Origin of the sequence: Streptomyces sp. Wb2n-11 (genome assembly GCF_001049855.1) — a bacterium.
GTDB classification, from domain to species: domain Bacteria; phylum Actinomycetota; class Actinomycetes; order Streptomycetales; family Streptomycetaceae; genus Streptomyces; species Streptomyces altiplanensis.
Map to the genome: position 1 here is coordinate 651,842 of NZ_CVPB01000001.1, position 25,359 is coordinate 677,200.

Annotated in this window: 26 protein-coding genes; 13 read left to right on the plus strand and 13 right to left on the minus strand. The window is 73.0% G+C overall.

Annotation, left to right across the window (positions count from 1 at the left end; genetic code table 11):
• The first annotated feature begins 540 nt into the window (after positions 1–540).
• Together BN1555_RS38405 and BN1555_RS02845 are read left to right on the plus strand one after the other, a co-directional pair.
• On the plus strand, positions 541–744 hold the full coding sequence (locus BN1555_RS38405) for a hypothetical protein (protein ID WP_141662802.1): 204 nt from the start codon (positions 541–543) through the stop codon (positions 742–744).
• Between the two features lie 15 nt (positions 745–759).
• The gene (locus tag BN1555_RS02845; protein WP_093797549.1) at positions 760–1,524 is read left to right on the plus strand and encodes a bestrophin-like domain; all 765 of its coding nucleotides are present in this window, start codon (positions 760–762) and stop codon (positions 1,522–1,524) included.
• Positions 1,525–1,576: 52 nt separating this feature from the next.
• On the opposite strand, the gene BN1555_RS02850 is transcribed toward BN1555_RS02845, so the two are convergent.
• Positions 1,577–1,804 (minus strand): hypothetical protein, encoded by a 228-nt coding sequence (locus BN1555_RS02850; protein ID WP_093797551.1) that lies wholly within the window; start codon positions 1,802–1,804, stop codon positions 1,577–1,579.
• Positions 1,805–2,134: 330 nt separating this feature from the next.
• Between BN1555_RS02850 and BN1555_RS02855 the strand changes: the two genes are divergently transcribed.
• Positions 2,135–2,701 carry a hypothetical protein gene (locus BN1555_RS02855; protein ID WP_093797553.1) on the plus strand — a complete coding sequence of 189 codons (567 nt, stop codon included), beginning with the start codon at positions 2,135–2,137 and terminating at the stop codon, positions 2,699–2,701.
• Positions 2,702–2,815: 114 nt separating this feature from the next.
• On the opposite strand, the gene BN1555_RS02860 is transcribed toward BN1555_RS02855, so the two are convergent.
• Positions 2,816–3,301: a hypothetical protein gene (locus BN1555_RS02860; RefSeq protein WP_093797555.1), complete on the minus strand. Its 486-nt coding sequence runs from the start codon at positions 3,299–3,301 to the stop codon at positions 2,816–2,818.
• A gap of 319 nt (positions 3,302–3,620) precedes the next feature.
• On the opposite strand from BN1555_RS02860, the gene BN1555_RS02865 reads away from it, so the two are divergent.
• The gene (locus tag BN1555_RS02865; protein WP_093797557.1) at positions 3,621–4,283 is read left to right on the plus strand and encodes a class F sortase; all 663 of its coding nucleotides are present in this window, start codon (positions 3,621–3,623) and stop codon (positions 4,281–4,283) included.
• A gap of 58 nt (positions 4,284–4,341) precedes the next feature.
• Here BN1555_RS02865 and BN1555_RS02870 read toward each other — a convergent pair whose 3' ends face one another.
• On the minus strand, positions 4,342–5,190 hold the full coding sequence (locus tag BN1555_RS02870) for a polysaccharide deacetylase family protein (protein ID WP_093797559.1): 849 nt from the start codon (positions 5,188–5,190) through the stop codon (positions 4,342–4,344).
• A gap of 107 nt (positions 5,191–5,297) precedes the next feature.
• Here BN1555_RS02870 and BN1555_RS02875 point away from each other — a divergent pair, with 107 nt between their 5' ends.
• Positions 5,298–5,765 carry a universal stress protein gene (locus tag BN1555_RS02875; RefSeq protein ID WP_093797561.1) on the plus strand — a complete coding sequence of 156 codons (468 nt, stop codon included), beginning with the start codon at positions 5,298–5,300 and terminating at the stop codon, positions 5,763–5,765.
• 108 nt (positions 5,766–5,873) lie between these two features.
• The gene (locus tag BN1555_RS02880; RefSeq protein ID WP_093797563.1) at positions 5,874–7,319 is read left to right on the plus strand and encodes an amino acid permease; all 1,446 of its coding nucleotides are present in this window, start codon (positions 5,874–5,876) and stop codon (positions 7,317–7,319) included.
• A 9-nt stretch (positions 7,320–7,328) separates the two neighbouring features.
• On the opposite strand, the gene BN1555_RS02885 is transcribed toward BN1555_RS02880, so the two are convergent.
• Positions 7,329–8,510, minus strand: coding sequence for a CapA family protein (locus BN1555_RS02885; RefSeq protein WP_093797565.1), 1,182 nt, complete (start codon positions 8,508–8,510; stop codon positions 7,329–7,331).
• A gap of 272 nt (positions 8,511–8,782) precedes the next feature.
• On the opposite strand from BN1555_RS02885, the gene BN1555_RS02890 reads away from it, so the two are divergent.
• Both BN1555_RS02890 and BN1555_RS02895 read left to right on the plus strand, forming a co-directional pair.
• Complete coding sequence (locus BN1555_RS02890) at positions 8,783–9,316, plus strand: sigma-70 family RNA polymerase sigma factor (protein WP_093797567.1); 534 nt, start codon at positions 8,783–8,785, stop codon at positions 9,314–9,316.
• 238 nt (positions 9,317–9,554) lie between these two features.
• Positions 9,555–10,022: a hypothetical protein gene (locus tag BN1555_RS02895; protein WP_093803132.1), complete on the plus strand. Its 468-nt coding sequence runs from the start codon at positions 9,555–9,557 to the stop codon at positions 10,020–10,022.
• Here the strand turns inward: BN1555_RS02895 and BN1555_RS02900 are convergent.
• The 5 genes from BN1555_RS02900 to BN1555_RS02920 all read right to left on the minus strand — a co-directional run bounded on the left by BN1555_RS02900 (position 9,998) and on the right by BN1555_RS02920 (position 14,605).
• On the minus strand, positions 9,998–11,242 hold the full coding sequence (locus BN1555_RS02900) for a sensor histidine kinase (RefSeq protein ID WP_093797569.1): 1,245 nt from the start codon (positions 11,240–11,242) through the stop codon (positions 9,998–10,000). The two genes, BN1555_RS02895 and BN1555_RS02900, sit on opposite strands and share 25 nt — an antisense overlap.
• A complete protein-coding gene (locus tag BN1555_RS02905) occupies positions 11,239–12,978 on the minus strand; it encodes a sodium/solute symporter (protein ID WP_093797571.1) in 1,740 nt (579 codons plus the stop codon). Before BN1555_RS02905 ends, BN1555_RS02900 begins: the two co-directional genes overlap by 4 nt.
• A complete protein-coding gene (locus tag BN1555_RS02910) occupies positions 12,979–13,380 on the minus strand; it encodes a hypothetical protein (RefSeq protein ID WP_093797573.1) in 402 nt (133 codons plus the stop codon).
• Positions 13,381–13,419: 39 nt separating this feature from the next.
• On the minus strand, positions 13,420–13,704 hold the full coding sequence (locus BN1555_RS02915; protein WP_093797575.1) for a hypothetical protein: 285 nt from the start codon (positions 13,702–13,704) through the stop codon (positions 13,420–13,422).
• A gap of 127 nt (positions 13,705–13,831) precedes the next feature.
• Positions 13,832–14,605 carry a LytR/AlgR family response regulator transcription factor gene (locus BN1555_RS02920; protein WP_093797577.1) on the minus strand — a complete coding sequence of 258 codons (774 nt, stop codon included), beginning with the start codon at positions 14,603–14,605 and terminating at the stop codon, positions 13,832–13,834.
• Positions 14,606–15,340: 735 nt separating this feature from the next.
• Here BN1555_RS02920 and BN1555_RS41525 point away from each other — a divergent pair.
• On the plus strand, positions 15,341–15,490 hold the full coding sequence (locus BN1555_RS41525) for a hypothetical protein (protein WP_369688934.1): 150 nt from the start codon (positions 15,341–15,343) through the stop codon (positions 15,488–15,490).
• A 25-nt stretch (positions 15,491–15,515) separates the two neighbouring features.
• Here BN1555_RS41525 and BN1555_RS02930 read toward each other — a convergent pair whose 3' ends face one another.
• The 4 genes from BN1555_RS02930 to BN1555_RS02945 form a co-directional block, all read right to left on the minus strand.
• Positions 15,516–16,856, minus strand: a complete 1,341-nt coding sequence (locus BN1555_RS02930; RefSeq protein WP_093797579.1) for a wax ester/triacylglycerol synthase family O-acyltransferase — start codon at positions 16,854–16,856, stop codon at positions 15,516–15,518.
• Between the two features lie 114 nt (positions 16,857–16,970).
• The gene (locus BN1555_RS02935) at positions 16,971–19,067 is read right to left on the minus strand and encodes a SpoIIE family protein phosphatase (protein WP_093797581.1); all 2,097 of its coding nucleotides are present in this window, start codon (positions 19,065–19,067) and stop codon (positions 16,971–16,973) included.
• A gap of 105 nt (positions 19,068–19,172) precedes the next feature.
• The gene (locus tag BN1555_RS02940) at positions 19,173–21,356 is read right to left on the minus strand and encodes a heavy metal translocating P-type ATPase (protein WP_093797583.1); all 2,184 of its coding nucleotides are present in this window, start codon (positions 21,354–21,356) and stop codon (positions 19,173–19,175) included.
• Between the two features lie 2 nt (positions 21,357–21,358).
• Positions 21,359–21,670, minus strand: a complete 312-nt coding sequence (locus BN1555_RS02945) for a DUF1490 family protein (RefSeq protein ID WP_093797585.1) — start codon at positions 21,668–21,670, stop codon at positions 21,359–21,361.
• 183 nt (positions 21,671–21,853) lie between these two features.
• Here BN1555_RS02945 and BN1555_RS02950 point away from each other — a divergent pair, with 183 nt between their 5' ends.
• From BN1555_RS02950 to BN1555_RS02965, 4 genes are read left to right on the plus strand one after another with little or no spacing between them, the layout of a single operon-like run.
• On the plus strand, positions 21,854–22,696 hold the full coding sequence (locus tag BN1555_RS02950; protein WP_093797587.1) for a YndJ family protein: 843 nt from the start codon (positions 21,854–21,856) through the stop codon (positions 22,694–22,696).
• Positions 22,693–23,223: a DUF1990 domain-containing protein gene (locus BN1555_RS02955; protein WP_093797589.1), complete on the plus strand. Its 531-nt coding sequence runs from the start codon at positions 22,693–22,695 to the stop codon at positions 23,221–23,223. Before BN1555_RS02950 ends, BN1555_RS02955 begins: the two co-directional genes overlap by 4 nt.
• Positions 23,223–24,644 (plus strand): lipase maturation factor family protein, encoded by a 1,422-nt coding sequence (locus BN1555_RS02960; protein ID WP_093803133.1) that lies wholly within the window; start codon positions 23,223–23,225, stop codon positions 24,642–24,644. The genes BN1555_RS02955 and BN1555_RS02960 overlap by 1 nt, the downstream gene beginning before the upstream one ends.
• 44 nt (positions 24,645–24,688) lie before the next feature.
• Positions 24,689–25,162 (plus strand): hypothetical protein, encoded by a 474-nt coding sequence (locus BN1555_RS02965; protein ID WP_093797591.1) that lies wholly within the window; start codon positions 24,689–24,691, stop codon positions 25,160–25,162.
• The last annotated feature ends 197 nt before the right edge of the window (positions 25,163–25,359 follow it).

Sequence of the window (25,359 nt, forward strand, 5' to 3'; positions counted from 1 at the left end):
GGAGCAGTTACGGCGCGCTGGAGGCGCACTCCGACCATGATTCCCGACGTGCACTCTCCGCCTCTGGGACGCCTGTTGGCCGCCACCACCCTGACCTGGCTGCTGCTGAGCCCTGTTCCGTCCGCGGCCGACAGTTGTGCGTACGCCTCCATTTCGCCGAACGGTGAGGCGTCGTCGGGCTCGGCGGTCGCCGTGGCAGGAAGTGGGACCTGCACGGCGGGCCCGAAACCGAAGCCTCCACCGCCACCGCCGCCCTGCCCGAAGCCACCACCACCGCCGCCCTGCCCGAAGCCACCACCACCGCCGCCCTCCCCGGAGCCACCGCCACCGCCGCCCTCCCCGAAGCCTCCACCACCGCCGCCCTCCCCGGAGCCACCGCCACCGCCGCCCTCCCCGGAGCCGCCGCCACCGCCGCCCTCCCCGGAGCCGCCGCCACCGCCGCCACCTCCGCCCGCCGAACCGGCACCCGCGCCCCCTCCTCCGCCGCCACCGCCTCCCCCACCCGTCGCACCAACACCGCCCGCCCCCAAGCCCTCCCTCGTGCCCACCCCCAACCCCGCCCCCACTCCGACGCCCACTCCGTCCGCCCGGCCGAAACCTGCCACCACCCCGGTCGCCCTTCCCGTGTACCGGAAGGCCACCCGCAAGGAGCCCGACACCGGACCGTCCCTGGTCTCCCTCACCCTCCTGGTCACGGCCCCTGCGGTATTCGCCGCCGCCGTACTGCGCCCCCGCTCCCGCTAGCCGACGGAGAACCCCATGTCGGAATGGCTCGTTCTGAGCATCGCGATGGCGGCCGCCTGCGCGGTCGTCCTCACCATCACGGTCATCAACAACCGCCGCGTCGGCGATGACGACGACCCGTCCGAGACGCCCGACGTCATCGAGTACATGACGATGATGATCGGCGTGGTCTACGCGATCGTCCTGGGCCTCGCCATCGCCGGCGTCTGGGAGGGCCGCAGCGCCGCCCAGGAGTCGGTACGCCAGGAGGCCCAGGCCCTGCGCGAGATCAGTGCCCGCTCGGAGGTCTACCCCGCCGAGGTCCGCGACCGCATCCGCGACGACGTCGACGCGTACGTGACGTACGTCGTCCACACCGAATGGCGCCACATGGCCGACCACGGCAGCCTCTCGGAGCGCGGCACCGAACTCCTCGACCAAGTGCGCCGTGACGTCACCGACTATGTGCCGAAGACCGATCACGAAGGCCAGGCCTATCAGCCCCTGGTCGACCAGGTGGCCGCGGTCGACGACGCCAGGAGCGTCCGGGGCCAGGGCGCGGAGGCCACCATGCCCGGCGTGGTCTGGTTCGGTCTGATCATCGGAGCCCTGGTGGCGGTCGGCCTGATCTTCGCCCTCCAGATCCGCCGCACCCCGCGCGAACTCCTCCTGGCCGGCCTCTACAGCGCCCTGATCGCCTTCCTGCTCTTCCTCATCTGGGACTTCGACGCCCCCTTCGGCCGCGGCCTCTCGGCCACCGCCTCACCGCTCCTCGACCTGCTCCCGAACGCGTCCGGGTGACCCCGCCGGCGTGACACCGTACGGCCGCCCGCCACCGACGGTGACCGCGTCCTCAGTTCGCCCGCCACGTCGCGTCGGCGGATTCCAGGAAGCCGGTGAAGGACTTCCACTGGGTCCAGGTGAACACGACCGTGTGCGGGTTTCCCGCGATCCTCCCGGCCGGCCGGGAGGCGGAGTCCCGCAGCCGGCCGGGGCCGGCATCCGTCGCGAGGAAGACGTAACCGCTCACGAGGAGCGTCGGTTCCCTGCTGAGGATCTTCACCACGTCGGTGAGCGCCACCGTGGCGCCCCTGTTCCCGCCGGGCTTCCCAGACGGCTGCGCCGGATCTCGACACGGTCCTGGTGGAGTGTCGCCGTGGCCGCGCGGCCCTTGAACGTCAGGGGCTGCCGGGGCGGCGGCCGCAGGGCCGGATCTTCGCTGAAGCGGGGCACCTCCCCAGGGTGACGGGTCCCGGCGGTACGCCGGCCGGCCCGCCCCGATGCCCCATTTGCGCGACTGTGATCGCGCGCCGCCACCGTCGCTCCTAGCGTGTGGGGTATCGAGGAGCATTTCCTGCCATGTGTGGATAAAGATTCCGCCGCTGCCCCTCGAGGACCCGGAGGATTGTCCATGCGCGCGATACGTCTCGCATCGGCCGCCGCGCTCGGCCTCGCCGCTCTCTCGTTCACCACCCCGGCCGCCACGGCCGTGGACGGCAAGGCGCCTGTGGTGTCCGGCACCGCCACCCCTTCCACCATCGCCCCGGGCGGCCAGGTCACTCTGGCCGTCACGGGCTGCAACGGTGACGCGATCGCGTCTTCCGCGGTGTTCGACCCCACCAGGATCCCCATGGGAGGAACGGCGACAGCCACGGTCGACTGGGATGCCAGACGCGGTGCCGTCTACCTCGTGACGTACGCCTGCAACGGTGAGACGGACACGTCGGACCTCACCATCACCGGCGGCTCCAGCCCGACGGCCAGCCCCACCCGCACGCCCACCGCCACTGCCACCACCGCCGTGCCCACCAGCGCGACCACCACCCCGGCCGGCCCGGCCAGGGGCGGTGTGGGCGGCAGCGTCGGCGGGATGAACGCGGGGGAGATCGCCGCGGGCGCCACACTGGTCGCCGCGGCCGTGGGCGGCGCGGTCTTCGTGCTGCGCCGCCGCCGCAGCAGCAGCAACCGACAGCACTGACCGCCGGCCGTGCGGCGGCCGGCCGCCCCACGCGCCCGTCGCCCCGCGTCCTGACGAGGACACGGGGCGACGGGCGTTCACACACATACGGACTCGCCGGCAGCCGGGCAGCGCTCAGATCCCGGCGTGGTTGAGGCGGCGCCTGCGCACGATGAAGAGGCCGCCGCCGATGGCCGCCGCGGCGACAAGACCGGCCCCGACCTTCATCTCCGTGTCGGAGGGTCCGAGGGACCCGCCGATGCCGCCCTGCGCGCCGCGGCCCTCGAGAACGGTGAACGGGTGGGTCGCCACCCTCGGGTTGTCGTTGCACTTGACGGCCAGGTTGTAGTGGCCCGGAGTGGCGTTGTGCTTGATCTTGGCGGTGGCGTACGACGTGGTGTCGCTGGCCGGAAGGCGGGCGGGCTTCTTGAAGGCGTTGGACGTGACGGTACCGCCGTGACCGCACCCCGAGGCGCTGATCGTCATCACGGCGCCCTGGTGGACCGAGTACGGATTGACGTTGACGTTGCGCGGGCCGTTGGTGGCGGCAGCGGTGGGGGCGACGAGTCCGACCGCCGCGCAGGCCGTCACGGTCACCAGGCAGGCGCGTGGAACACGCATCGTAGAACCTCCATGGGCGGCGCCCCGGAGCGGTGCTCCGGGAAGGTCGACGAGAACGCCTCCCATGACGAACACTCACCTCGGTCCACAAATCCTGCATTTCGGGACTGGTCCACCCCGGTGAGGCGACACGCCGGTGCGGCACGTCCGGAACTGACGGAGTCGCAGGTCACACACCGTCAGATATCTTGTACGACGAGTTACACGGATGCGCCACGGATGGACCACCCGGGTCGCCGCGCCACCCGTTCGCCCCTCACGCCTCGCCGCCCCCACCCCCCGCACTTAGCGTCCGTACAGACGCGTCGAAGGGAGCACCATGGGCCAGGAGTACAACGGCTCGGAGCCGAGAAAACGCTCACCGTGGGGAGTCCTGGCCCTCGTCATGCTCACCGGCCTCGCGCTGATGCGCAACGGCGTCGACGTCTCGCTCGGGCCCCCGCAGCCCGCGTCGGCCGCCGCCCTGGACACTCCCCGCCCCGACACCGCCGGGGCCACGACCCTCACTCCCTCCCTCCGGCCCCTGCCGTACGCCCCGGCCTCCCGGATCCGCCTTCCCGACATCCGCGTCGACGCGCCCATCGTGGACGTGGGGCTCGATGCGGAGGGCTGGATCGACGCGCCGCCGCCGGAGGACCCCAACCTCGCGGGCTGGTACCAGAACGGTGTCTCCCCAGGCCAGCGGGGCACCTCGGTGATCGTCGGCCATGTCGACAACGCCGCCGGGCCCGCGGTCTTCTTCAACCTGGGCTCGCTCAAGAAGGGCCACCGCATCGAGGTGACCCGCTACGACGGCCACGTCGCGGTCTTCAAGATCTACGGCGTCGAGGTCTTCTCGAAGGAGAACTTCCCCGGCCCCCGGGTGTACGGCGACACGGGCCGGCCGGAGCTGCGCGTGATCACCTGCGGCGGCGGCTACTCGAAGACGGACGGCTACACCGGCAACGTCGTCGCCTTCGCCCACCTGGTCGCCACCCGCTGACGGGTGACGACCAGGCGGAGATCCGGGGACAGCGGTCAGGAAGGCACCCGGAAGGCACTCACGCCCGGGGCGCGGTGCTGGGGACCGTGATGCGGTAGCCCGCGTCGAGCAGCTGCGGCAGGTACGTCCGCAGCGCCGCCACGCTCTGCTGCCGGTCGCCCCCCGCGTCGTGCGAGAGCACCACCACGCCGGGGCCCGCGCCGTCGCGCACCCGGCGGACGATGGCCCTGGCGCCCGGCTCGCGCCAGTCCAGCGTGTCGACGGTCCAGCCGAGCGGTTCCATGCCCAGCTCCGCGCCGATCTCGAAGGAGCGGCGGTTCCAGGCGCCGTACGGCGCGCGATACCAGTCGGGGGCGTCCCCGACGGTCCGCTCGACGATCTCGCTCGTCCGCCCCAGCTCGGAGCGGATGCCGTCCGGTGACAGCCGCGGGATCAACGGGTGGGACCAGGAGTGGTTGCCGACGACGTGCCCGTCGTCGGCCATCTCCCGCAGCAGGTCCCGGTTCTGGACGGCCATCTCCCCGCACACGAAGAACATCGCGCGTACGTCGTAGCGCCGCAGCGTGCGCAGGATGGCCGGGGTGTAGCGCGGGTCCGGTCCGTCGTCGAAGGTCAGCACCATGGAGCGGCCGATCCCCGCCATCCGCAGGAAGGGCCGCCGGCGCACCGGCGGGCGCACGAGCACGGAACTGGGCGGTGCGTACGCCGTCATGGGCCGCAACCGGTACGCCGAGGCCCTGACCGGCGGGGCCGCCTGCGGCCCCGCCGCAGGCGGCGGCCCCGACGGGAAGCGGCTCGGTGCCTCGGCCCGGTCCGGGCCCAGGAACCGCACGACGGTGGCGGCTCCCAGGCAGGCGGCGAGGCGGAGCATCGCCCGGCGCCCCGGATTAATCTGATCATTTTTCATGACTTATAGCTCGCACGGCCGCAGGCCCCGCGGCCCGGCCCACACCGGCGGCGGCGGCCGAAGCACCCGATGGGACGAGCCCGCCGGTGCCGGATAACCTCCCTGCTGTGACAGAGCAGCAGCGCCACCGGTTCGAACGCGGGACCGACGGCCCCAAGGTGATCGTCGCGGGTTTGGACGGATCCGACTCCTCGCTCCGCGCGGCCGCGTACGCGGCGGGCCTCGCCCGCCGGCAGAACGCGCTGCTGGCTCTGGTCTACGTACAGCCGCTGATGCCGGCCGGGGCCGCGCTCGGGGTCGGGGTGCCGCTCGCGGACACGGCCGAGGAGATCGCGCAGGACCTGATGGCGGAGGTCCGCACCGCGGCGGAGCGGGCGAAGGGCACCTTCGAGGTGCGCTGGGAGTTCCACACCTTCCGCGGCGACCCGTACAACGGCCTGGTGGCGGCGGCCGACGAGCTCAAGGCGGACGCCGTGGTCGTCGGGGCCTCGGAGTCGGCGGGCCACCGGTTCATCGGCTCGGTGGCGCTGCGGCTGGTGAAGGCGGGGCGCTGGCCCGTCACCGTCGTACCGTAACCGCGGCGGACCAGGACTCCACTTGGCGTACGCCGCCTTTCGCCCCGGCCTCCCCCGGGTCATCATGAGCCCGCCATCAGCCGACAGTCGCCTGCGGAGGGATCACTCATGGCCGGACTCCGGACGGGACGGGGCGTACTGCGCCGCAAGCCGATCGAACAGATCGAGGAGGAGGGGCCGGGCGACGCCGGGGAGCGACTCACCAGGACCCTGGGCCTCTGGCAGCTCACCGCGATCGGCGTGGGCGGCATCATCGGCGCGGGCATCTTCACCCTCGCCGGTACGGTCGCGAACGGCACGGCGGGCCCGGCGGTGCTCATCTCCTTCCTGATCGCGGGTGTGGCGAGCGCGGCCGCGGCCTTCTCCTACGCCGAGTTCGCGGGAATGATCCCGAAGGCGGGCTCGGCGTACACCTACGGCTACGCGGTCCTCGGTGAGCTCGCGGGCTGGTTCATCGGCTGGGACCTGCTGCTGGAGTACACGGCGATCGTGGCGGTGGTCGCGATCGGCATCTCCGGCTACTTCAACTTCCTGATCGAGGACATGGGAGCCGAACTGCCCGTCTGGATGCTGGGCGCGCCCGGCACCGGCGCAGGCCACAAGGTCGACCTGTTCGCGGCGGTGCTGTGCCTGTTCATCGCGTACCTGCTGACGCTGGGCATCAAGAGCGCCGCGCGCTTCGAGACGATCGTGGTGGTGCTGAAGGTCCTGGTCGTGCTGCTCGTGATCGTCGTCGGTTTCTTCCACGTCAGCACCGGCAACTACAGTCCCTTCTTCCCGTTCGGGGTCGGCGGGGCCTTCACCGGTGCGGCGACGGTGTTCTTCGCCGTCTTCGGGTACGACGCCATGTCGACGGCGGCCGAGGAGTCCAAGGACGCGCAGCGCCACATGCCGAAGGCGATCCTGTACTCGCTCGCGATCTCGATGGTGCTGTACGTCCTGGCCACCCTGGTGCTCACCGGCATGCAGAACTACACGGAGATCGACCCGGAGAGCGGCTTCTCGACCGCGTTCCAGTCGGTGGGGCTCGGTGCGCTCGCGGACGTGATCGCGGTGGGCGCCATCATCGGCATCCTCACGGTGATGTTCACCTTCATGCTGGGTGTCACCCGGGTGTGGTTCTCGATGAGCCGCGACGGGCTGCTGCCCCGCTGGTTCGCCAAGACGCACCCGACGCGGCACGTGCCGGTCCGGGTGACCTGGATCGTGGGGGTCGCCTCGGCGCTGATCGCCGGGTTCCTGCCGATCGGCGAGGCGGCCGAACTGACCAACATCGGGATCCTGCTGGCGTTCGCCGTGGTGTGCACCGCGGTGATCGTGCTGCGCTACCGGCAGCCGGACCTGCCGCGCGGCTTCCGCACTCCCGGCATGCCGTTCGTGCCGGCGATCGGGGTGGTGTTCTCGCTCTGGCTGATCACGTTCCTGGCCTGGGAGACCTGGCTCCGCTTCGCCGCGTGGTTCGCGCTCGGCCTGGTCGTCTACTTCGCCTACTCGTACCGGAAGTCGGCGATGGCGAAGACACCGCCCGCGGTGGAGACGCGCGGCGAGGAGTAGCGGCTCCGGCTACTTCCCCATCCTCAGGCCGTCCTCGGCCGCGTCCCGGCCGAGGACGATCCGGCGGATCCGGTCGCGTACCTCCGTGTGGTCCGCGCCGCCCGCGACCGCCGTGCTGAGGTTCACCGCCCGCCCCTCCTGCGTGTCGAACCACTGCGGGATGAACTCCGCCTTGCGCACGTCCCAGCGCTGCCCCGGCCGTGCGGGCGGGGCGAAGGTGAAGCGGCCGATGGTGCCCTGGTTGCCGCGCGGGTCGTACGCGCCCGAGTGGTCGACCATCGCCCCGGCGACCTGGTCGCCCATGCCGTAGACGATCCAGGTGCCGTTGACCTTCTCGTACGCCTGCGGGACGTGCGCGTGCGTACCGAGGATCAGGTCGATGTCGGGGCGGTCGCCGGTCTTCGACGCGGTGAGCGCCCTGCCGAGCTCCAGTTGCTGCTCGTCGGGGTCGTCCTGCCACTCCGTGCCCCAGTGCAGCGAGACGACGACCACGTCGGCGCCCGCCTTCCTGGCCGCCCGCGCGTCGGCGACGATCCTCTCCCGGTCGATCAGGTTCACCGCCCACGGCCGCTCCTCGGGCAGCGGATAGCCGTTCGTGCCGTAGGTGTACGCGAGCTGGGCGACCTTGGCGGTGCCGCCCTTCAGCCAGGCGGGCTTCCGGGCCTCGGCCGCCGTCCGCGCCGAGCCCGTGTGCTTGATGCCGGCTTTGTCGAGCGCGCCGAGGGTCCTGTCGATGCCCTCGGCGCCCGCGTCCAGGGTGTGGTTGGAGGCGGTGGAGCAGGAATCGTAGCCGGTGGCGCGCAGCCCCTCGGCCACCTCGGGCGGCGACTGGAAGTTCGGATAGCCGGTGTACGGGCCGCCGTCGGGGCCGTACACCGTCTCCATGTGGCAGATCGCCAGGTCGGCCTCGGAGACGACGGGTTTCACGCCGGTGAACATCGGCGCGAAGTCGTAGCCGTCGCCGCCCGCGTCGGCGCGGGCCTGCCGGATGATCGACGCGTGCGGGAGCACGTCGCCCGACGCGACGAGGGTGAAGCCCCGCTGCTGGCGGCCCGCGCCGCCCGCCAGCTCTCCCTCCGGGGCGGGCACGCGCGCCGTCGGCGGGCCGCCGGCGCATCCGGTGGACGCGGTGACGCCCAGGATCAGCAGCGCGGCCGTGGCCGCCACCCCTCGCAGCTTTCTCTTCGCCATCGGACCGACTTCCGTTTTATATGACTATAGGACGAATGAATCCATAGCCCGGCCCCTGGCGTGTCAAGCGACACGGCCGCTCCCGTCACCGGAACAGACGCGCGATTGCGACCGTTCGTCGTGCCATTCGTCGCACCGTTCGACCGCTCACCGCACGGCCCCTGCCGCCCGTTCGGCCGCCGCTTCCCGCACCGCCGCGCATCCGCCGGGCGGCGGATATCTTCGCCGCCGTCCGGCCAACGGCCACCCGGTCTCCCGAAGGGACGTCAACGGTGCCCTCCCCCCTCGAACAGCACACCCACGAACGAGCCATCGCCGACCTCCAGCGCGAGCACGGAAGCGCGCTGTTCGGCTTTCTGCTGGGCCTCACGTACGGGGACCGCCAGCGCGCCGAGGATCTCCTCCAGGAGACCCTGGTACGGGCCTGGCAGCATCCGGAGGCACTGGCGAGCGACCACGGCTCGATGCGCCCCTGGCTCTTCACGGTGGGCCGCAGGCTCGCGATCGACGCCAGGCGGGCGAGGCGGGCGAGGCCGCACGAGGTCGGGTGCGACGTACTCGAACAGTCCGCGCTCCCCGACGACCACGTGGAGCGCTCGGTGACGGCTCTCGATGTGCGCGAGGCCGTCAAGGCGCTGCGGTGCGAGCACCGCCAGGTGCTGACGCAGGTCTACTTCCGCGGCCGGTCCGTGGCGGAGGCCTCCGAAGCGCTCGGCATACCGGCCGGCACGGTCAAGTCCCGTACCTACTACGCCCTGCGCGCCCTGCGTAAGGTGCTTCCCGGATACGGTCGCGACGCCGCCTGAGGCACCTTCGTCCCGCCCGCACCGCTGGACACGTCCTCACCCTCCCGTACCCGTGCAGAGCAGGCCGATTTCGAAACGACAGCGTCAAGTTGAGCAAAGACGGCACGCTGTGCGTCTTCGAGAGTGAAAGCTCGGCGGTACCCCAGGAAACACAGAACAGATTCAGTGCGGGAGAAGGTGGAGTGCTGTGCTGCCCGAGAGTACGAATGGCACCAGCGGAGAGAAGATCGCGGTACCGATGGCCTGGCTGTACGCCGAGTACATCGCCGACGAGCTGCTGCGGACGGGCCGTCTGGTCCCGCCCGGCACGCTGGAGTTCAGAGCCGGCCGGGAGACCCTGGCGCTCACCGTCTACCTCTCCGACAGTTCGGACGAGCTGTCCGGCATCCGCGTCGTCTCCAGCCTCGACGAGTGGCTCTCGCTCACCACGTACGGCCACCCCTGGGAGTCATGGGTGCGGGAGCGGTTCGCCGACCGCACCGCCGGGGCCCGCCCCGGGGAAGTGGCGGTGGTCAGCCCCGATCTGGAACTGGCCCTGGCGTCATGGCGGTGGCTCGGCGAGACGGAGCTCCTCGCCGCCGACCTCGGCGGCGCGCTCCCCTCGCGCCGGGCGGCGGACCTCTGCGTGGACGAGAGCGAGCAGGTGTGGACCCCGGCCTGGCAGCTGGGGCTGCCGCTCGGTCACCTCGCCATCCACCTCTTCTGATCACGGTCGCGTCCGGCGGGCGCCGCCGGGTGCACCCCCGCGCGGTACTTGGGAAACCGCAGCGTGATCTTCATACCCGCGCCCACCCCCGTCTCGATCACGAGACCGTAGTCGTCCCCGTACACCTGGCGCAGCCTCTCGTCGACGTTGGACAGGCCGATGCCGGACGAGGTGGTGTGCTCGCCCGCGAGGATCCGCCGCAGCCGCTCCGGGTCCATGCCGACGCCGTTGTCCTCGATGACCACCACGGCCTCGGCGCCCGCGTCCCGGGCGGCGATGGTGACCTTGAACTCGTCCCTGGAGTCCTCCAGACCGTGCTTGACGGCGTTCTCGACGAGCGGCTGGAGACAGAGGAAGGGCAGCGCGACCGGCAGCACCTCGGGGGCCACCTGGAGCGTCACTCTGAGACGGTCGCCGAAGCGGGCACCGGCCAGCGCCAGGTACTGCTCGATGGAGCGCAGCTCGTCGGCGAGGTGGGTGAAGTCGCCGTGCCGGCGGAAGGAGTAGCGGGTGAAGTCCGCGAATTCCAGGAGCAGCTCGCGGGCGCGCTCGGGGTCGGTGCGGACGAACGAGGCGATGGCGGCGAGCGAGTTGAAGATGAAGTGCGGCGATATCTGGGCGCGCAGGGCGCGGATCTCCGCCTCGACGATCCGGGTGCGTGAGCGGTCGAGCTCGGCCAGTTCCAGCTGGACGGACACCCAGCGGGCCACCTCGGTGGCGGCTCTCACCAGGACGGCCGACTCCCGCGACCCGTACGCGACGAGCGCGCCCAGCACCCCTTCCTCACCGGTCAGCGGCGCGATCACCACCCACCGCAGCGGGCACTGGGGGTCGTCGCAGTCGCTGCGCAGGCTCTGGCTCCGCCCGGAGTCGAGCATCTCCCGCACCCGCCGCATCACCAGCTCTCTGTGGTGATCGCCGCCGGGCCCGTCCCACGCGAGCACGGACTCGCGGTCGGCGAGGCACAGCGCCTCGGTGCCCAGCAGGGAACGCAGCCGGCGGGCGGCCTTGCGGGCGGTGTCCTCGGTGAGGCCGGCGCGCAGCGGGGGCGCGGCGAGCGAGGCGGTGTGCAGGGTGTGGAAGGTGGCGCGCTCGACGGGCGTACCGAGGTCGAGGTCCTCGCCGCGCCCGCGGCCGGCGGTGACCCGGCCGAGAACGACGCCCGCGGCGAGGAGTACGGCACCGGCGGCGGCCAGCGACGCGATGTCGATTCCGGTCATCGCCGCCCGCCCGCTCCCGTGTCGGCCTTCGTCATCAGGTCCTCCGGCAGGTGGAGTCTGGCCAGGGTCGCGGCGGTCCCGGCAGGTATGCGGTCACGGGTCGCCAGCGACACCAGCACCATCGTCAGGAAACCGAGCGGCACCGACCAGACGGCGGGCCAGGCCAGCAGCGAGTGCGGCCAGCCGTCCGCCGGGAGCCCCATCCTGGTCGCCATGACGGCGGTCAGCGCGGCCCCGCCGCCGACGACGAGACCGGCCACGGCGCCCGGCGGGGTGAGCCCACGCCACCAGATGCCGAGGACGAGGAGCGGGCAGAAGGAGGACGCGGACACGGCGAAGGCCAGGCCCACGGCGTCGGCGACCGGCACGTTGACCGTCACGATGCTCAGGCCGAACGGCACCGCCATGGCGATGACGGTGGCGAGCCTGAAGTGCCGTACGCCGCGGGACGGCAGGACGTCCTGGGTCAGGACGCCCGCGACCGACATGGTCAGCCCCGACGCGGTGGACAAGAACGCCGCGAACGCCCCGCCCGCGAGCAGCGCCCCGAGCAGGTCTCCGCCGACGCCGCCGACGATCCGGTCGGGCAGGACGAGGACGGCGGCGTCCGCCTCCCCGGTGAGGGACAGCTCGGGGGCGTAGATCCGGCCGAGCGCGCCGTACACCGGGGGCAGCAGGTAGAAGACGCCGACCAGGCCGAGGACGACGAGGGTGGTGCGGCGCGCGGCGGTGCCGTTGGGGCTGGTGTAGAAGCGCACGGCCACGTGCGGCAGCCCCATGGTGCCGAGGAAGGTGGCGAGGATCAGCCCGTACGTCGCGTACAGCGGATGGTCCTCGCGGCTGCCGGCCGGCGGCTGCGACCAGCTGGACGCGCCCGTCCGCTCGGCGCCCGCCTTCCGGGGGACCTGGGCGTGCGCGGGAAAGCCCAGTTCCGTACCCGCGCCGATGCGGTGGACGCCCGCGTCGAGGGCGAGGGACGCGCCGTCGTGGCGCCGGCCGTCGACGGTGCCGGTCGCGGTGACGCGCAGCGGCCGGACGAGGTCGATGCGTACGGTGTCGTCGATCCGTACCTCCGTGTACGCGCGGAAGGTCGCGGGCTCCGCGAACCGGGCACGCGGGGCGTCGTCACCCAGCCACGCGACGGTGAGGAAGAGCGCGGGGACGAGCAGTGCGGTGAGCTTGAGCCAGTACTGGAAGGCCTGCACGAAGGTGATGCTGCGCATCCCGCCGGCCGCCACCGCCCCGGTCACCACGAGCGCCACGACGAGGCCGCCGACCCAGTCGGGCGCCCCGGTGAGTATCTCCAGGGTCAGGCCGGCGCCCTGGAGCTGGGGCAGCAGGTAGAGCCACCCGATGCCGACGACGAAGAGGCTGGCGAGTTTGCGGACCTGCGGGGACTCGAGGCGGGCCTCGGCGAAGTCGGAGAGGGTGTACGCCCCGGAGCGGCGCAGCGGGGCCGCGACGAGGACGAGGAGGACGAGGTACCCGGCGGTGTAACCGACCGGGTACCAGAGCATTTCGGGGCCCTGGAGGAGGACCAGGCCCGCGACGCCGAGGAAGGAGGCGGCGGAGAGGTACTCGCCGCTGATGGCGGCGGCGTTCAGGCCGGGCTTGACGCTGCGGGACGCGACGTAGAAGTCCGAGGTGGTGCGGGATATGCGCAGGCCGAGCGCGCCGATGAGCACGGTGGCGAGCACGACGACGGCGACGGCGGCCACCGCGTACGCCTGGTTCACTCAGCGCCCTTCGACGAGCCTGCTGAACGCGCGCTCGTTGCGCTCCGCGCGCCGGACGTACCAGCGGGCGATCAGCCACATGACCGGGTAGACCCCCACGCCGAGCGTCGCCCAGACGAAGGGAGCGGGCGACGGCAGGTCGGAAGCGGTGAAGACCTCCGGCAGCGCGAAGAGCAGGGGCAGCGAGCCGACGAGGAGTGTGAGCGCGCCCAGCGAGGTCAGTGCCGTCCGCAGCTGGCTGCGCATCAGGGAGCGTACGTACGTCGCTCCCAGGGTGGTCTGCTCGGTGATCTCGGACCGCGCCGGGGCGTGCCCGGGCGGCCGGCGGGCGCTGCGGGGCACTCCGGTGACGGTTTCGCGGCGGGGCTGCGGGCGGTCTGGGGACGGCTGGTCTGCGGACATCGGCGCGAGTCTACGCAGCGGTGATTACGGTGGGTAGGGTCAGCGGCCGAGCTGGTGGCGGCCGGTCTTCCGGACGCAGTCGCGCAGCGCGAATTCCAGCTCGACGTACGACTCCTCGGCCCTGCGGAAGGCGACCTCCAGGGCGGCGGCGGTGCGCGGCCCGGCGATGCTCCGCGCGGACTCCTGCACCTCGTACAGCACATCGGCCCAGCGGCCCGCCGCGCTCTTGACCCCGGTCAGCAGCGCTTCGAGGTCGCGCGCGTCGGACGGCCGGGTCGGCGGCAGGCCGCGGAGCTCCTCCAGCAGCGCGTCGAGTTCGGACATCGGGCTCCTCGGGACGGTGGCCCGACCGAGCGTAGGCGACGCGCGGGGCGGCGCGGGACGTCGGCGGGTCCGGGTCGGCGGGCGGCGGTTGTACGGCGGTGAACGGCGGCCCGGGGAGGGCCGGCGGTCAGCCGCGCGCGCGGCGCATCAGCAGGTCGCGGAGCTCGCGCGCGTGGCGACGGCTCACCGAGAGTTCGGCGTCGCCGACGCGTACGGTCGTCGCCCCGGCGTCCAGCCGCAGTTCGTCGATGCGGCCCAGGGCGACGAGGTGGCGCCGGTGGATCCGGACGAAGCCGCGGGCGGCCCAGCGCTCCTCCAGGGTGGAGAGCGGGATGCGGACGAGGTGGCTGCCGGCGTGCGTGTGGAGGCGGGCGTAGTCGCCCTGCGCCTCGACGTACGCGATGTCGCCGATCGGGATGAAGCGGGTGACACCGCCCAGTTCCACGGGGATCTCGTCGGGGGCGGTCTGCGGCAGGACGGCGGGCGGGGCCGCCGCGGGGGCGGGGCTCGCGTCGACCTGGTCGCAGACGCGGCGCACGGCCTCGGCGAGGCGCTCCCTGCGGACCGGCTTGAGCACGTAGTCGACGGCCTTGAGGTCGAAGGCCTGGACGGCGAAGCCCTCGTGGGCGGTGACGAAGACGATGAGCGGGGGGCGGGCGAACCCGGCGAGGAGCCGTGCGACGTCGAGGCCGGTGAGCCCGGCCATGTGGATGTCGAGGAAGACGACGTCGATGGCGTCGTCGCCGTCGGGCCCCGCGTCGAGTGCGCGGTTGATCCGGCGGAGGGTCTCGGTGGCGTCGGTGGCTCCTTCGGCGCTGCGGACCCGGGGGTCGGCACGCAGCAGGTAGAGGAGTTCCTCCAGTGCCGGTCGTTCGTCGTCGACAGCCAGTGCGCGCAACATGGTCCGGAGTGTAGGAGCAGGCCGGGTGGCCCGGACATACGGGTCCGGCCACGGGCGGGTCCGGCCGGACCGCCTCCCCGCGTGAGCACAACCCCCGCGGATTCCGTACCTGAGGACGACCTGTCGGCCCGGCTGCCTGCTGAGCGAACCACGAACCGCGAACCGCGCGAGATCTCCGAGGAACTGCCCCATGAGCCCGAACCAGCGGCACCGGGACGTCGGCGCGTACGCGCTCGGCGTCCTCGGTCCAGCGGATTCGTTCCGCTTCGGGGAGCACCTGGTCGGCTGCGCGACGTGCGCCGTGCGGCTCGGTGGGTTCGCCGGGATCGAACCGGTGCCGGCCGCGTACGCCTGCCCCGGCGGGAGCGCCGGCGTACTCCTGCCCCAGCGGCCGTCGCCCGGTCTGCTGGACCGGCTGCTCGACCGGGTCGAGGCCGGGCGCCGACGCGGCGGCAGGCGGCGCGTGGGGGTGGTCGCCGCGGCGGCGGCGCTGATCGTCGCCGGGCCCGTGGCGGTGGTGGGCCTCCCGGCGCAGGGCACAGGCGGCGGTGGCGACGCGGTCCAGCGGTACGCCGCCACCGACCCGGCCTCCGGGGTCTCGGCGTCCGTGGCGCTTCGGGAGCGGGACTGGGGGACGGGGTCGGCCTCGAACCGGCCCGGGTCCAGGGGCCGCTGGCCTGCGCACTGGTCGCCGTCGGCAAGGACGGCGCGGAGCAGACGGTCACCACCTGGGCCGTGCCCGCGGGCGGCTACGGGATCCCGGGCGCCGAGGGACACGAGGAGCCGCTGCGCACGCGGGGCGGCGCCGCGCTGCGCGAGGACGAGATCGACCGCTTCGAGGTCCGCACCCCGGCCGGGAACCGCCTGGTCACGGTCGAGGTGTGAACCGGCTCCCCGCCGGCGGCGCGCCTCAGCCCGTGGCGGCCCGCAGGAGGGCCGCCAGCTCGTCGGTCATGCTCCCGGCCAGCCGGTCCAGGTCGGGCACCGCCTTGGCGTCCGCGACGAGACCGACGTGCACCCGGCCGCCGTACGTCGAAAGGGCGACGGCCAGGGACTGGCCGCGGGCCAGCGGCGCCATCGGGTAGATCGCGCACAGCGGGCTGCCGCCCAGCGAGAGCGTGGAGCGGGGCAGCGGCACGCTCGTGACGAGTACGTCGAAGAGCATCCGGGCCGCGCTGCCCGCGATCGGTGCGCCGAACCGGTGGGCGAGCGGCGGGAGGTGGTCGGCCAGCACGGCGACCGCTCCGGCGCCGCGTCCCGGCCCTTCCGCCTTGTTCCTGTCCATGGCCCGGCGCACCGCCGTGAGCCGCGTCCAGGCGTCCGGCTCGGAGACGGGCAGGCCGAGGAGGTACGCCGAGAGTCTGTTGCCGGAGGCCGCGGGGCCGCCCGGACGCCGTCGCGATACCGGCACCAGGGCGCGCGGGTCCGCGCCGGGCAGCGGTTCGCCGCGCTCCAGCATCCAGCGGCGCAGGGCGCCGGCGACGACGGCGAGCAGCACGTCGTTCGCCGTGCCGCCCGCCACCCGGCGGATCTTCAGTACGTCGTCGAGCCCCAGCACGGCGGTACCGAGCCGTCGCGTGCCGCTGGAGCCCGCCGCGAAGGCGCTGTCGCCCCACAGGTCGAACCTGCTGGCCCGCATCACGGACGCGCCGATGCCGACAGCCCGGCCCACCTCCTCCAGTCGGTCGCGGGCGAAGCCGACGACCTGGTGCGGGCCGGGCAGCCACGACCGGGGCGGCACGCCGCGCTCCCGCCGGGCGCCCGCCGCGCCCGCTCCCGCGATCTGGTCGAAGATGCCGGCGCCGATGGCGACGGCGCGCATGCCGTCGGCCAGGGCGTGGTGCAGCTTCACGAGTACGGCGAACGCGCCGGGCTCCGCGCCGGTCAGGACGTACATCTCCCAGGGCGGCAGTCCGCGTTCGAGCGGCTGCTCCATCAGCTCGCCGGCGAGGTGGGTGGCGTCGGCCGCGAAGTCGCCGCCGGGCAGCCGAACGTGCCGGACGTGCCGGCGTACGTCGAAGTCCTTGGCCGTGGACCAGGCCGCGCCGCCGATGGGCAGCAGGACGCCGCGTACGCGCATTCTCAGCCGGGGGATCGCTGCGGCGCGCTCGGCGAGCAGTTCCACGATGGAACCGGCGTCGTTGCCGCCGTCGCCCTCGAAGAGGGCGAGCGCGCCGAGGTGCATGGGGTGTTCGGTGGATTCGAGGTGCCAGAACGCCAGGTCAAGAGGTGCCAGAAGCTCGGTGCTCAAGTAGCCCTCACGTCATCGGAGGCAGGTAGGGGAGCGCAGTCAATCCCGAACGATCGGTTACGGTCAAGTATGACTTGACCACGCATCGTTACCGAACGGTACGGTCAGGAGCGCTCAAAGCCGGTCGGGTACGACAAATTCACACCAGACGCACTTGCCGCTCCCCCGCGACTCCACGCCCCACACGTCCGCCAGCCGGTCGACCAGCATCAGTCCCCGCCCCGACACGCCCGCCTCGCCCGCCTCGCGGCGGCGCGGCAGCGCACTGGAGCGGTCCTCCACCTCGATCCGCAGCCTGCGCTGCGCCCCGGCCAGCACCCGGGCGGTGACGACGGCCCCGCCGTCGGTGTGCAGCAGCGCGTTGGTCATCAGCTCGTCGGCGGCCAGCTCGATCTCGTCCGAACGCTCCCGGGCGCCCCAGGCCCGTACCGCCGCACGGATCATGTGCCGTGCCGAACTGAGGGCCTCGGGGTCGTTCTGCGCGACATGCTGCTGGAGGCGTCCGCCCGTCTGCGGTATGTCGACGCCCCTGCGGCGCAGGAGCAGCAGCGCCACATCGTCCTCGCCGCCCCGTTCGTCGACCACTTCGCACAGCGCGTCGGCCAGCTCCTGGAGGTCGTGGGGGCCGGTGCGGACCAGGGCGGACAGCATCTGCATGCCGTCGTCGAGGTCCGTGCCCGGCAGCTCCACGAGACCGTCGGTGCACAGCACCAAGGTCTGCCCGGGGTCCAGTTCGACGGTGGTGACCGGGTATTCGAGCTGCCCGAACTCCGCGGAGAGGCCGAGCGGCATGCCGCCGGCGACGGGCAGTCTGCGGCACGCTCCGTCGGCGTGGCGCAGCAGCGGGTCGAGGTGCCCGGCCCGGACGACCTGCACCACTCCGGTGGTCAGGTCGGTCTCGGCGTACGTACAGGTGGCGAAGCGGTCGGTGTCCAGCTCGTCGAGGAAGACGGAGGCGCGGGCCATCACCGTCGCGGGGGTGTGCCCCTCGGCGGCGTACGCGCGCAGCACGATGCGCAGCTGCCCCATGACGGCGGCGGCGTGGGTGTCATGGCCCTGTACGTCGCCGATGACCGCGCCGACGCGTCCGTTCGGCAGCGGGATCACGTCGTACCAGTCGCCGCCGACGTCGCGGCCGAGACGGGCCGAACGGTAGCGGACCGCGATCTGGGCGCCGGGCACGGAGGGGATGCGGCGCGGCAGCATGGCCTGCTGCAGACCTTCGGCCAGGTCCTTGTCCTGCTCGAAGAGCATGGCCCGCTGGAGGCTCTGCGCGATGCTGCTGCCCAGCGCGATCAGGACGTTGCGCTCGTCGGAGGTGAACCCGATCCGGTCGCTGTAGAGCAGGCCGAGCGCGCCGACCGGACGGGCCTGGGCGATCAGCGGCAGGTAGGCGGCGGAGGTGATGCCGAGGCCCCTGATGTGCGGCCACAGGACGGGGTAGGAGGTGGCGAACTCCTCCGGCGACTCGATGAAGCGGGGCGCGAGGGTGCGGACCACCTCGCTCATCGGGTACTGCTCGTCGACGCGGGTGTAGCGGGTGCCGGGCACGAAGGAGCCGTCCGGGCCGTCGGCGACGAGGTGGATGCGCCCCGCCTCGACGAGCCCCATCACCAGGCTGGTGGCCCCGAGGTTCTCCAGGCCCTGGGAGTCGTTGAGTACGTCGATGACGTCCTTCACGGTGCGCGCGTGGGCCAGGGCGGCCGTGGTGCCCTGCACCAGGCTGGTCTTGCGGCGCCTCTCCGCGTCGTGTTCGAGCCGGTCGGTGGAGTCGGCGAGTTCCCGGGTGGCGTCGCGGACCACGCCGATGATGCGGCGCGGCCTGCCGGTGGCGTCGCGGCGCACGCAGCCCTGGGTGTGGGTCCAGCGCAGGCTCCCGTCCCGGCAGCGGATGCGGAAGTAGGCGCCGTACGTGGCGCTGCCGTTCTTCAGCGCCTGGGAGACGTGGGCGTCGAGGCGGGCCGCCTCGGTGGGCGGCACGCGCGCCGAGAGCTCCTCCGGGCGGCCGGAGTACTCGCCGGGGCGCAGGTCGAACACGGCGAGGGCCGAATCGTCCATGCGCATGAATCCGTTGTCGAGGTCCCAGTCGAATCCGCCCAGGCCGAGCGCGAGCCCGTACGTCTCGAAGAAGCAGCACGTCACGCCGGATTCCCGCTCCTGGCAGGAGCACGTCCCCGCCGCCTCCTCATCACCCCCTGCGCCCGCGTCCATGCGCCCACGCTAGGCGCAGCCCGGGGCGCGCGCATGCGGGACGGCGGCCTCCGAGCGGCCGGGGAGCACCCGCCGAATCCGCTCCGGCCGCTCCGGCCCCCGCGCTCAGTGCACCCGGCGGTCCTCCAGCGGCGCGGCCCTCAGCACTCCGTCGGACTCCCGCGGCAGGTGCGGGGTGTGGTTGACCAGCCGGGCCGAGTTCCCGACCACCGCGATGCTGCTGGTGTTGTGCAGCAGGGCCGCGAGGACGGGGTTCATCGATCCCCCGGCGCCGGCGAGGAGGCCGAGCAGGTTGACGCCGATGGCCAGGCCGTAGTTCTGGCGTACGACGCGCAGGGTGTGGCGGCTGAGTTCGACGACGGCGGCGACCTGGCGCAGGTCGTTGCCGGCGAGAGCGATGTCGGCGGTCTCCAGCGCCACGTGCGAGGAGTGCTCCCCCATGGTGATCCCGATGTCGGCCAGGGCGAGGGCCGGGGCGTCGTTGGTGCCGTCGCCGACCATCGCCACCGTGTGGCCCTCGGCCTGGAGGTCCCGGATCAGCTGGAGCTTGCCCTCCGGAAGCGCGTGGGCGTGCACCTCGGTGATGCCGAGCACGTCGGCGACGACCTGCGCGGTCTCCGGCGCGTCGCCGGTGAGCAGTACGAGGCGGGAGACACCGAGGTCCCTCAGCTGCCCGACCACGGTCCCGGCCCCCGCCCGTACGGCGTCGGAGACCCCCAGCATGCCGATCAGGTCCTCGTCGCGCGCCAGGCAGATGACGGTCTCGCCCCCGCCGCGCAGCCGCTGCGTCCAGTCCTGGGCCTCCTCCGTCAGCTCGACGCCGTGGCGGCGCAGCAGGGCCGGGCTGCCGACCAGCAGGCGCGTACCGTCCAGTTCGGCGCGCATGCCCATGCCGAGGACCACTTCGCACGCCTGGTGGATGGGAACGTGCAGGTGCTGTTCCTCGGTACGGGCGACGATGGCCTGGGCGAGCGGATGCCGGGCGTGCAGTTCCCCGGACGCGGCCAGGCTCAGCACCTGGTCGGCGGTGAACCTGTCGCCGAGGGTGACCACGCTGGTGACCAGGGGCCGCCCGAAGGTCAGGGTGCCGGTCTTGTCGAACACGACGGCCGTGACCCGTCCGACGCCCTCCAGGTGGGTTCCGCCCTTGATGAGGGTGCCGCGGCGCGCTCCGTTGCCGATGGCGGCGCTGATGGCGGTGGGGGTGGCCAGTCCCGCCGCGCACGGGCAGGCGATCAGCAGCATGGTCATCGCGCGTCGGGCGTCGCGCGTGAGGAGATAGGTCAGCGCGGCCAGCGCGAAGGAGACGGGGACGAAGCGCTGGGTGAAGCGGGTGGCCACGGTCTGGATCGGCGCCCGGTCCGCCTGGGCCTCCTCGACCCGGCCGATGATCCGTCCCACGGTGGTGTCCCGGCCGACCGAGGTGGCCCGGACCTGAAGCGATCCGGACGTGACGACGGTGCCCGCGTAGACGTGGGAGCCGGCCCGGGCGTAGACCGGCAGGGCCTCACCGGTGACCGCCGCCTGGTCCACCAGGGCCTCGCCGGACACCGCGTGCCCGTCGACCGGGATCCGGTGGTGCTCGTACACGGCGACCACGTCCTGCGGCTCGACGTCCTCGATCGCCACCTCGGTCTCGGTCCCGTCGCGTACGAGCCAGACGCGTTCCTCACCGATGGTGAGCAGTTCCTCGATGGCACGCCGGGTGCGGCGCAGGGTCAGGGTCTGGAGGAACTCGCCGATGTTCAGCAGCCACAGCACGGTGAGGGCCACGACGTTCTCGCGCAGCACCAGCGAGATGACCGTCGCCGCGGTGACCAGGGTGTCCGTCCCCGGAGAACTCCGGCCGCGCAGCCCGCGCAGGGCCCCCCGGAAGAAAGGCAGACCGGTGAAGACCGTGACCGCGCCGAGGAGGCCGGAGGAGCCGAGGGTCAGGCGTGGCCGGCGTAGCAGGCGGCGCAGCGCCACGAGCGCGAGGACCGCGCCCCCGACCACCAGCCGGGCGACTTCGCCGGTGGAGGAGTCGGGGCCGCAGCGGGTGGGCGCGGTCGGCGCGGAAGCGGGCGGAGGTTCTTCGAGCGCGGCCACCAGGCGGTCCACGTCCAGCCGGTCGGGCGCCATCCAGATCACGACACTGCCGGTACGCGGGAAGATCCGCAGCGCGCGGAACCCCTCGATGCCGGTCAGGCGCTCGTCGGCCAGCCCCGCGCTGCCGGGGCGGGCCCGTACCCAGGGGACGGTCAGCCGCGCCCGGCCCGCGGCGACGGAACACACGACCACGCCGGTCATGATCAGTGCTCGTGTCCGTGATCGTGGTCCTCGACGCGGACCGCGGAGGGGGGCGGTACCTCCTCGCCCAGGCTGGTCCGGGCCTCCGCGAGCATGTCCCCCGCCTTGAGGCGGGCCTCTTCGGCGGTCGAGGCGACCCACCGCCCGGCGACGATGCCGTTCGCGATGCCACCGATCAGGGCTTTGCGGGCGACGGGTTTCGCGTCGGGAAGGCGCTTCGAGGCTCCCCGGATGATCAGGCCACCGACCACTCCGGAGACCGCGTAGTGCGCGAGACGGCCGGCTGCCGCACCGGCCAGAGCCACGGGGTGCATGAGCGTCTCCTTCCGCCCGGGCCAAAGGGGCCACGGCTCGAAGGCTCGACGGGCTTCCTCTCAAGTGTGCGCCCGGTCACTGGGGCGGTGCGAGCCGGATCCTGGGGCTTGAACGTGTTCAAAAAGTGCCGTACGGTCACCCCGGGAAGCGAATTGAACATGTTCAAATCTGGGGGTTCCGCGATGTCCGTGCTGGTCGGCCTGATCGTGATGCTCGGCATGCTGGTCGTCGTCCCCCTGGGCCTGCGCCTCGTCGGCTCGCCCGCGCTCCACCGCATCCGACGGCTGTGGCCGCTGCTCGCGGCACCCGGGGCCGTCGCCCTGTGGCTGCCGCGCGGCGGAACCGCGACCGCGCTCGCCGCGGTGTACGCCCTCGGCACGCTCGCCCTCGCGCTGCACGCCCCGGCGCGGCTCCTGCGCACGCGCTCCCTCGCCCCGGCCGAGGTCGCCGTGCTCACCGCGCTCGCGGCGCCCTCGGTCGCCGGGCTCGCGCTGGTCGCCGAGCGCGGCGGACACGAGCTCTTCGGGTTCGACCTCGAAATCCTGGCGCTCACCGTCCCGCACTTCCACTTCGCCGGCTTCGCCGCCGCACTGGTGGCGGGACTCGTCTGCCGGGCCGCCGGCCGGCGGCCCGCCGGCCGGTTCGCGGCGCTGAGCGTGCCGCTCGGCACACTGCTGGTCCTCACCGGGTACTTCGTCGACGACTGGGCCGAGCTCGCCGGAGCCGTCGTACTCACCGCCGGCATGTGGACGGTGGCGCTGCTGACCTGGCAGGACGTACGCGACGACCGGCAGGACCGGACGACCCGCGCTCTGCTCGCCGTCTCGGCCGCCGTCCTGGTCGCGACGATGCTGCTCGCCCTCAGCTGGGCGCTCGGCGAGGCGACCGGCATCCCGCACCCCAGCCTGACCTGGATGGCCGCCACCCACGGCCTCGGCAACGCGCTGGGCTTCGCGCTCTGCGCGGTGCTGGCCTGGCGACGAATCCAACGACTCGAACGACTCGATGAGGGGACCACCGCATGAGCACCTTCACCTACCCCGAGGTCGGCGCCACCCGGCAGGACGCCCTGCCCCCCGGCTACCACCATCTCCGCCACCGCATGCCCGTCGGCACGGGCCGCGCCGCCTTCGACGCGGCGGGCGCCGCGGTGACCACCTGGCGGCTGCACCGGAAGTCGGGCGTACGGGTACGGACGGACGCGGCGCGGGCCGAGCCCGGCGCGGCCGTCGAGTGCGCGATCGGCGTCGGACCGCTGCGGGTGGCCGCGCCGTGCGAGGTGGTCTGGACGGCATACGAGAAGGACAGGACCGGTTTCGCGTACGGCACGACCGGCCGGCACCCGGAGTGCGGCGAGGAGTCGTTCGTCGTGGAGCTGGCGGACGACGGGACCGTGTGGTTCGCCGTCACCGCCTTCAGCCGCCCGGCCCGCTGGTACACCCGGCTCGCCGGGCCCGTCGTGCCCGTCTGCCAGCTCTGGTACGCCCGCCACCTCGGCAGGACCCTCCGGCGGATCGCCACCGGGGCGCGCCCGCGCCGACAATGGGTGTGATGGAGTGGTTCACCGCACCCGACTACTGGCTGAGCCGACTGGTCTTCCAGCGGGCTCTGGCCGCCGTCTACCTGGTCGCCTTCCTCGGGGCGGCGCTGCAGTTCCGTGCGCTGATCGGCTCCCGCGGCATGCTGCCGGTGCCCGCGTACCTGCGGCGCGTACCGTGGCGTCACTCGCCCACCCTCTTCCGGCTCCACTACTCGGACCGCTTCTTCGCGGGGTGCGCCTGGGCGGGCGCCGCGCTCGCGGCGGCGCTGGCCGCGGGCGCCGCCGACCGGCTGCCGCTGTGGGCCGCGATGCTGATGTGGGCGGCGCTGTGGGTGCTGTACCTGTCGATCGTCAACGTCGGGCAGATCTGGTACGGCTTCGGCTGGGAGTCCCTGCTCCTGGAGGCCGGTTTCCTCGCGGTCTTCCTCGGCAACGAGCGCACCGCCCCGCCCGTGCTGGTGCTGTGGCTGCTGCGCTGGGTGCTCTTCCGGGTGGAGTTCGGCGCCGGGCTGATCAAACTCCGCGGCGACCTGTGCTGGCGGAAGCTGACCTGCCTGGACTTCCACCACGAGACGCAGCCGATGCCGGGCCCGCTGAGCTGGTTCTTCCACCACCTCCCGAAGCCGCTGCACCGGGTGGAGGTGGCGGCCAACCACGTGACCCAGCTCCTGGTTCCCGTGCTGCTCCTCACCCCGCAGCCGGTCGCGGGCGCGGCCGCCGGCGTGATGGTCCTGACCCAGCTGTGGCTGGTGCTCTCCGGCAATTTCGCCTGGCTGAACTGGCTGACGATCGCCCTCGCGCTGTCGGTGATCGACTTCTCGCCCTGGGTCACCGCGCCCGCCCTGCCCGCTCCCCCGCTCTGGTACGAGGTGCTGGTCGTCGCCGTCACCGCGCTGCTGCTGGCCCTCAGCTACCGGCCCGCGCGCAACCTGTTCTCACGGCGCCAGGCGATGAACCGTTCGTACGACCCGCTCCATCTGGTCAACGCGTACGGCGCGTTCGGGAGCATCAGCCGCGTCCGCCAGGAGATCGTCGTCGAGGGGACGGACGAACCCGTGGTGCACCGGGGCACGGTGTGGCGCGCGTACGAGTTCAAGGGCAAGCCCGGTGACCCGCGGAGACTGCCGCGCCAGTTCGCGCCGTACCACCTGCGCCTCGACTGGATGATGTGGTTCGCGGCGCTCTCCCCCGCCTACGCGCGCGCCTGGTTCGACCCGTTCGTCGAGCGGCTGCTCACCGGCGACCCGGCGACGCTGCGGCTGCTGCGCGTCAATCCCTTCCCCGACGCCCCGCCCATCCACGTCCGGGCCCGCGTCTACCGCTACCGCTTCACCACCTGGCGCGAACTGCGGGCCACGCACGCCTGGTGGCACCGTACGCTCGTGCGCGACTTCCGGCCGCCGACGGCCCTCGCCCGCAGAGCCTCGCCCTGACAGAATCGGCCGTCCGGAATGCTGGACGGCGGAGGGCGGGGACGATGGCGGTGGGAACGTTCGAGGCGGCCACCGGTGACGGGCCCGCACCGGCCGGGCCGGACGGGCGGCGGGCCGCCGAGGTACGGGTCGCGTTCGAGGGACTGATGCAGATCAGGCGCCTGACGAACACGGAGGCCGACGATCCCGGGGCCGCCCCCGCCGCCTGGGAGGTCAACCAGGCCGTGCGGTCGGTGGCCCTGGCCCTGGAGGCGGCGGGCATCGCCCCCTCCGCCGTCGACGAGGCCGGTGCGCGCACCGCGACCGGCTACCGCGTCGGCCCCGGCGAGCGTCCGGGGACGGTCCGGGTGGAATGGCTCGGCCCGCCGGGCAGCGGCGCCGCCCAGGAGGAGCAGGAGGCACTGACCGGGTGCGCCGCCGAGCTCGGCCGCCTCGGCTGGACGGCCCTGCTGTACCGGGGGCCGCGGCGGCGGCGCTTCCTCGAGGTCGAGCCCCCGGCCGCCGGCCGCCCGCGCTGAGCCGCCCGGCCGACGGCCGGAGCGGGCAGAGCAGCGGGGGAACACGTGATCATCCGGGGGAACGGCGACTTCGGGAACGGAACGACGACGTTCGACGGCGAGCTGCCCTCATGACAGCCGACCGACGAGGTGCCGGCGCACGTCGCCGGTGCGGGGTCCGCGCGCCGACAACCGCCGTACCCCTGCCGGGCCGGCTT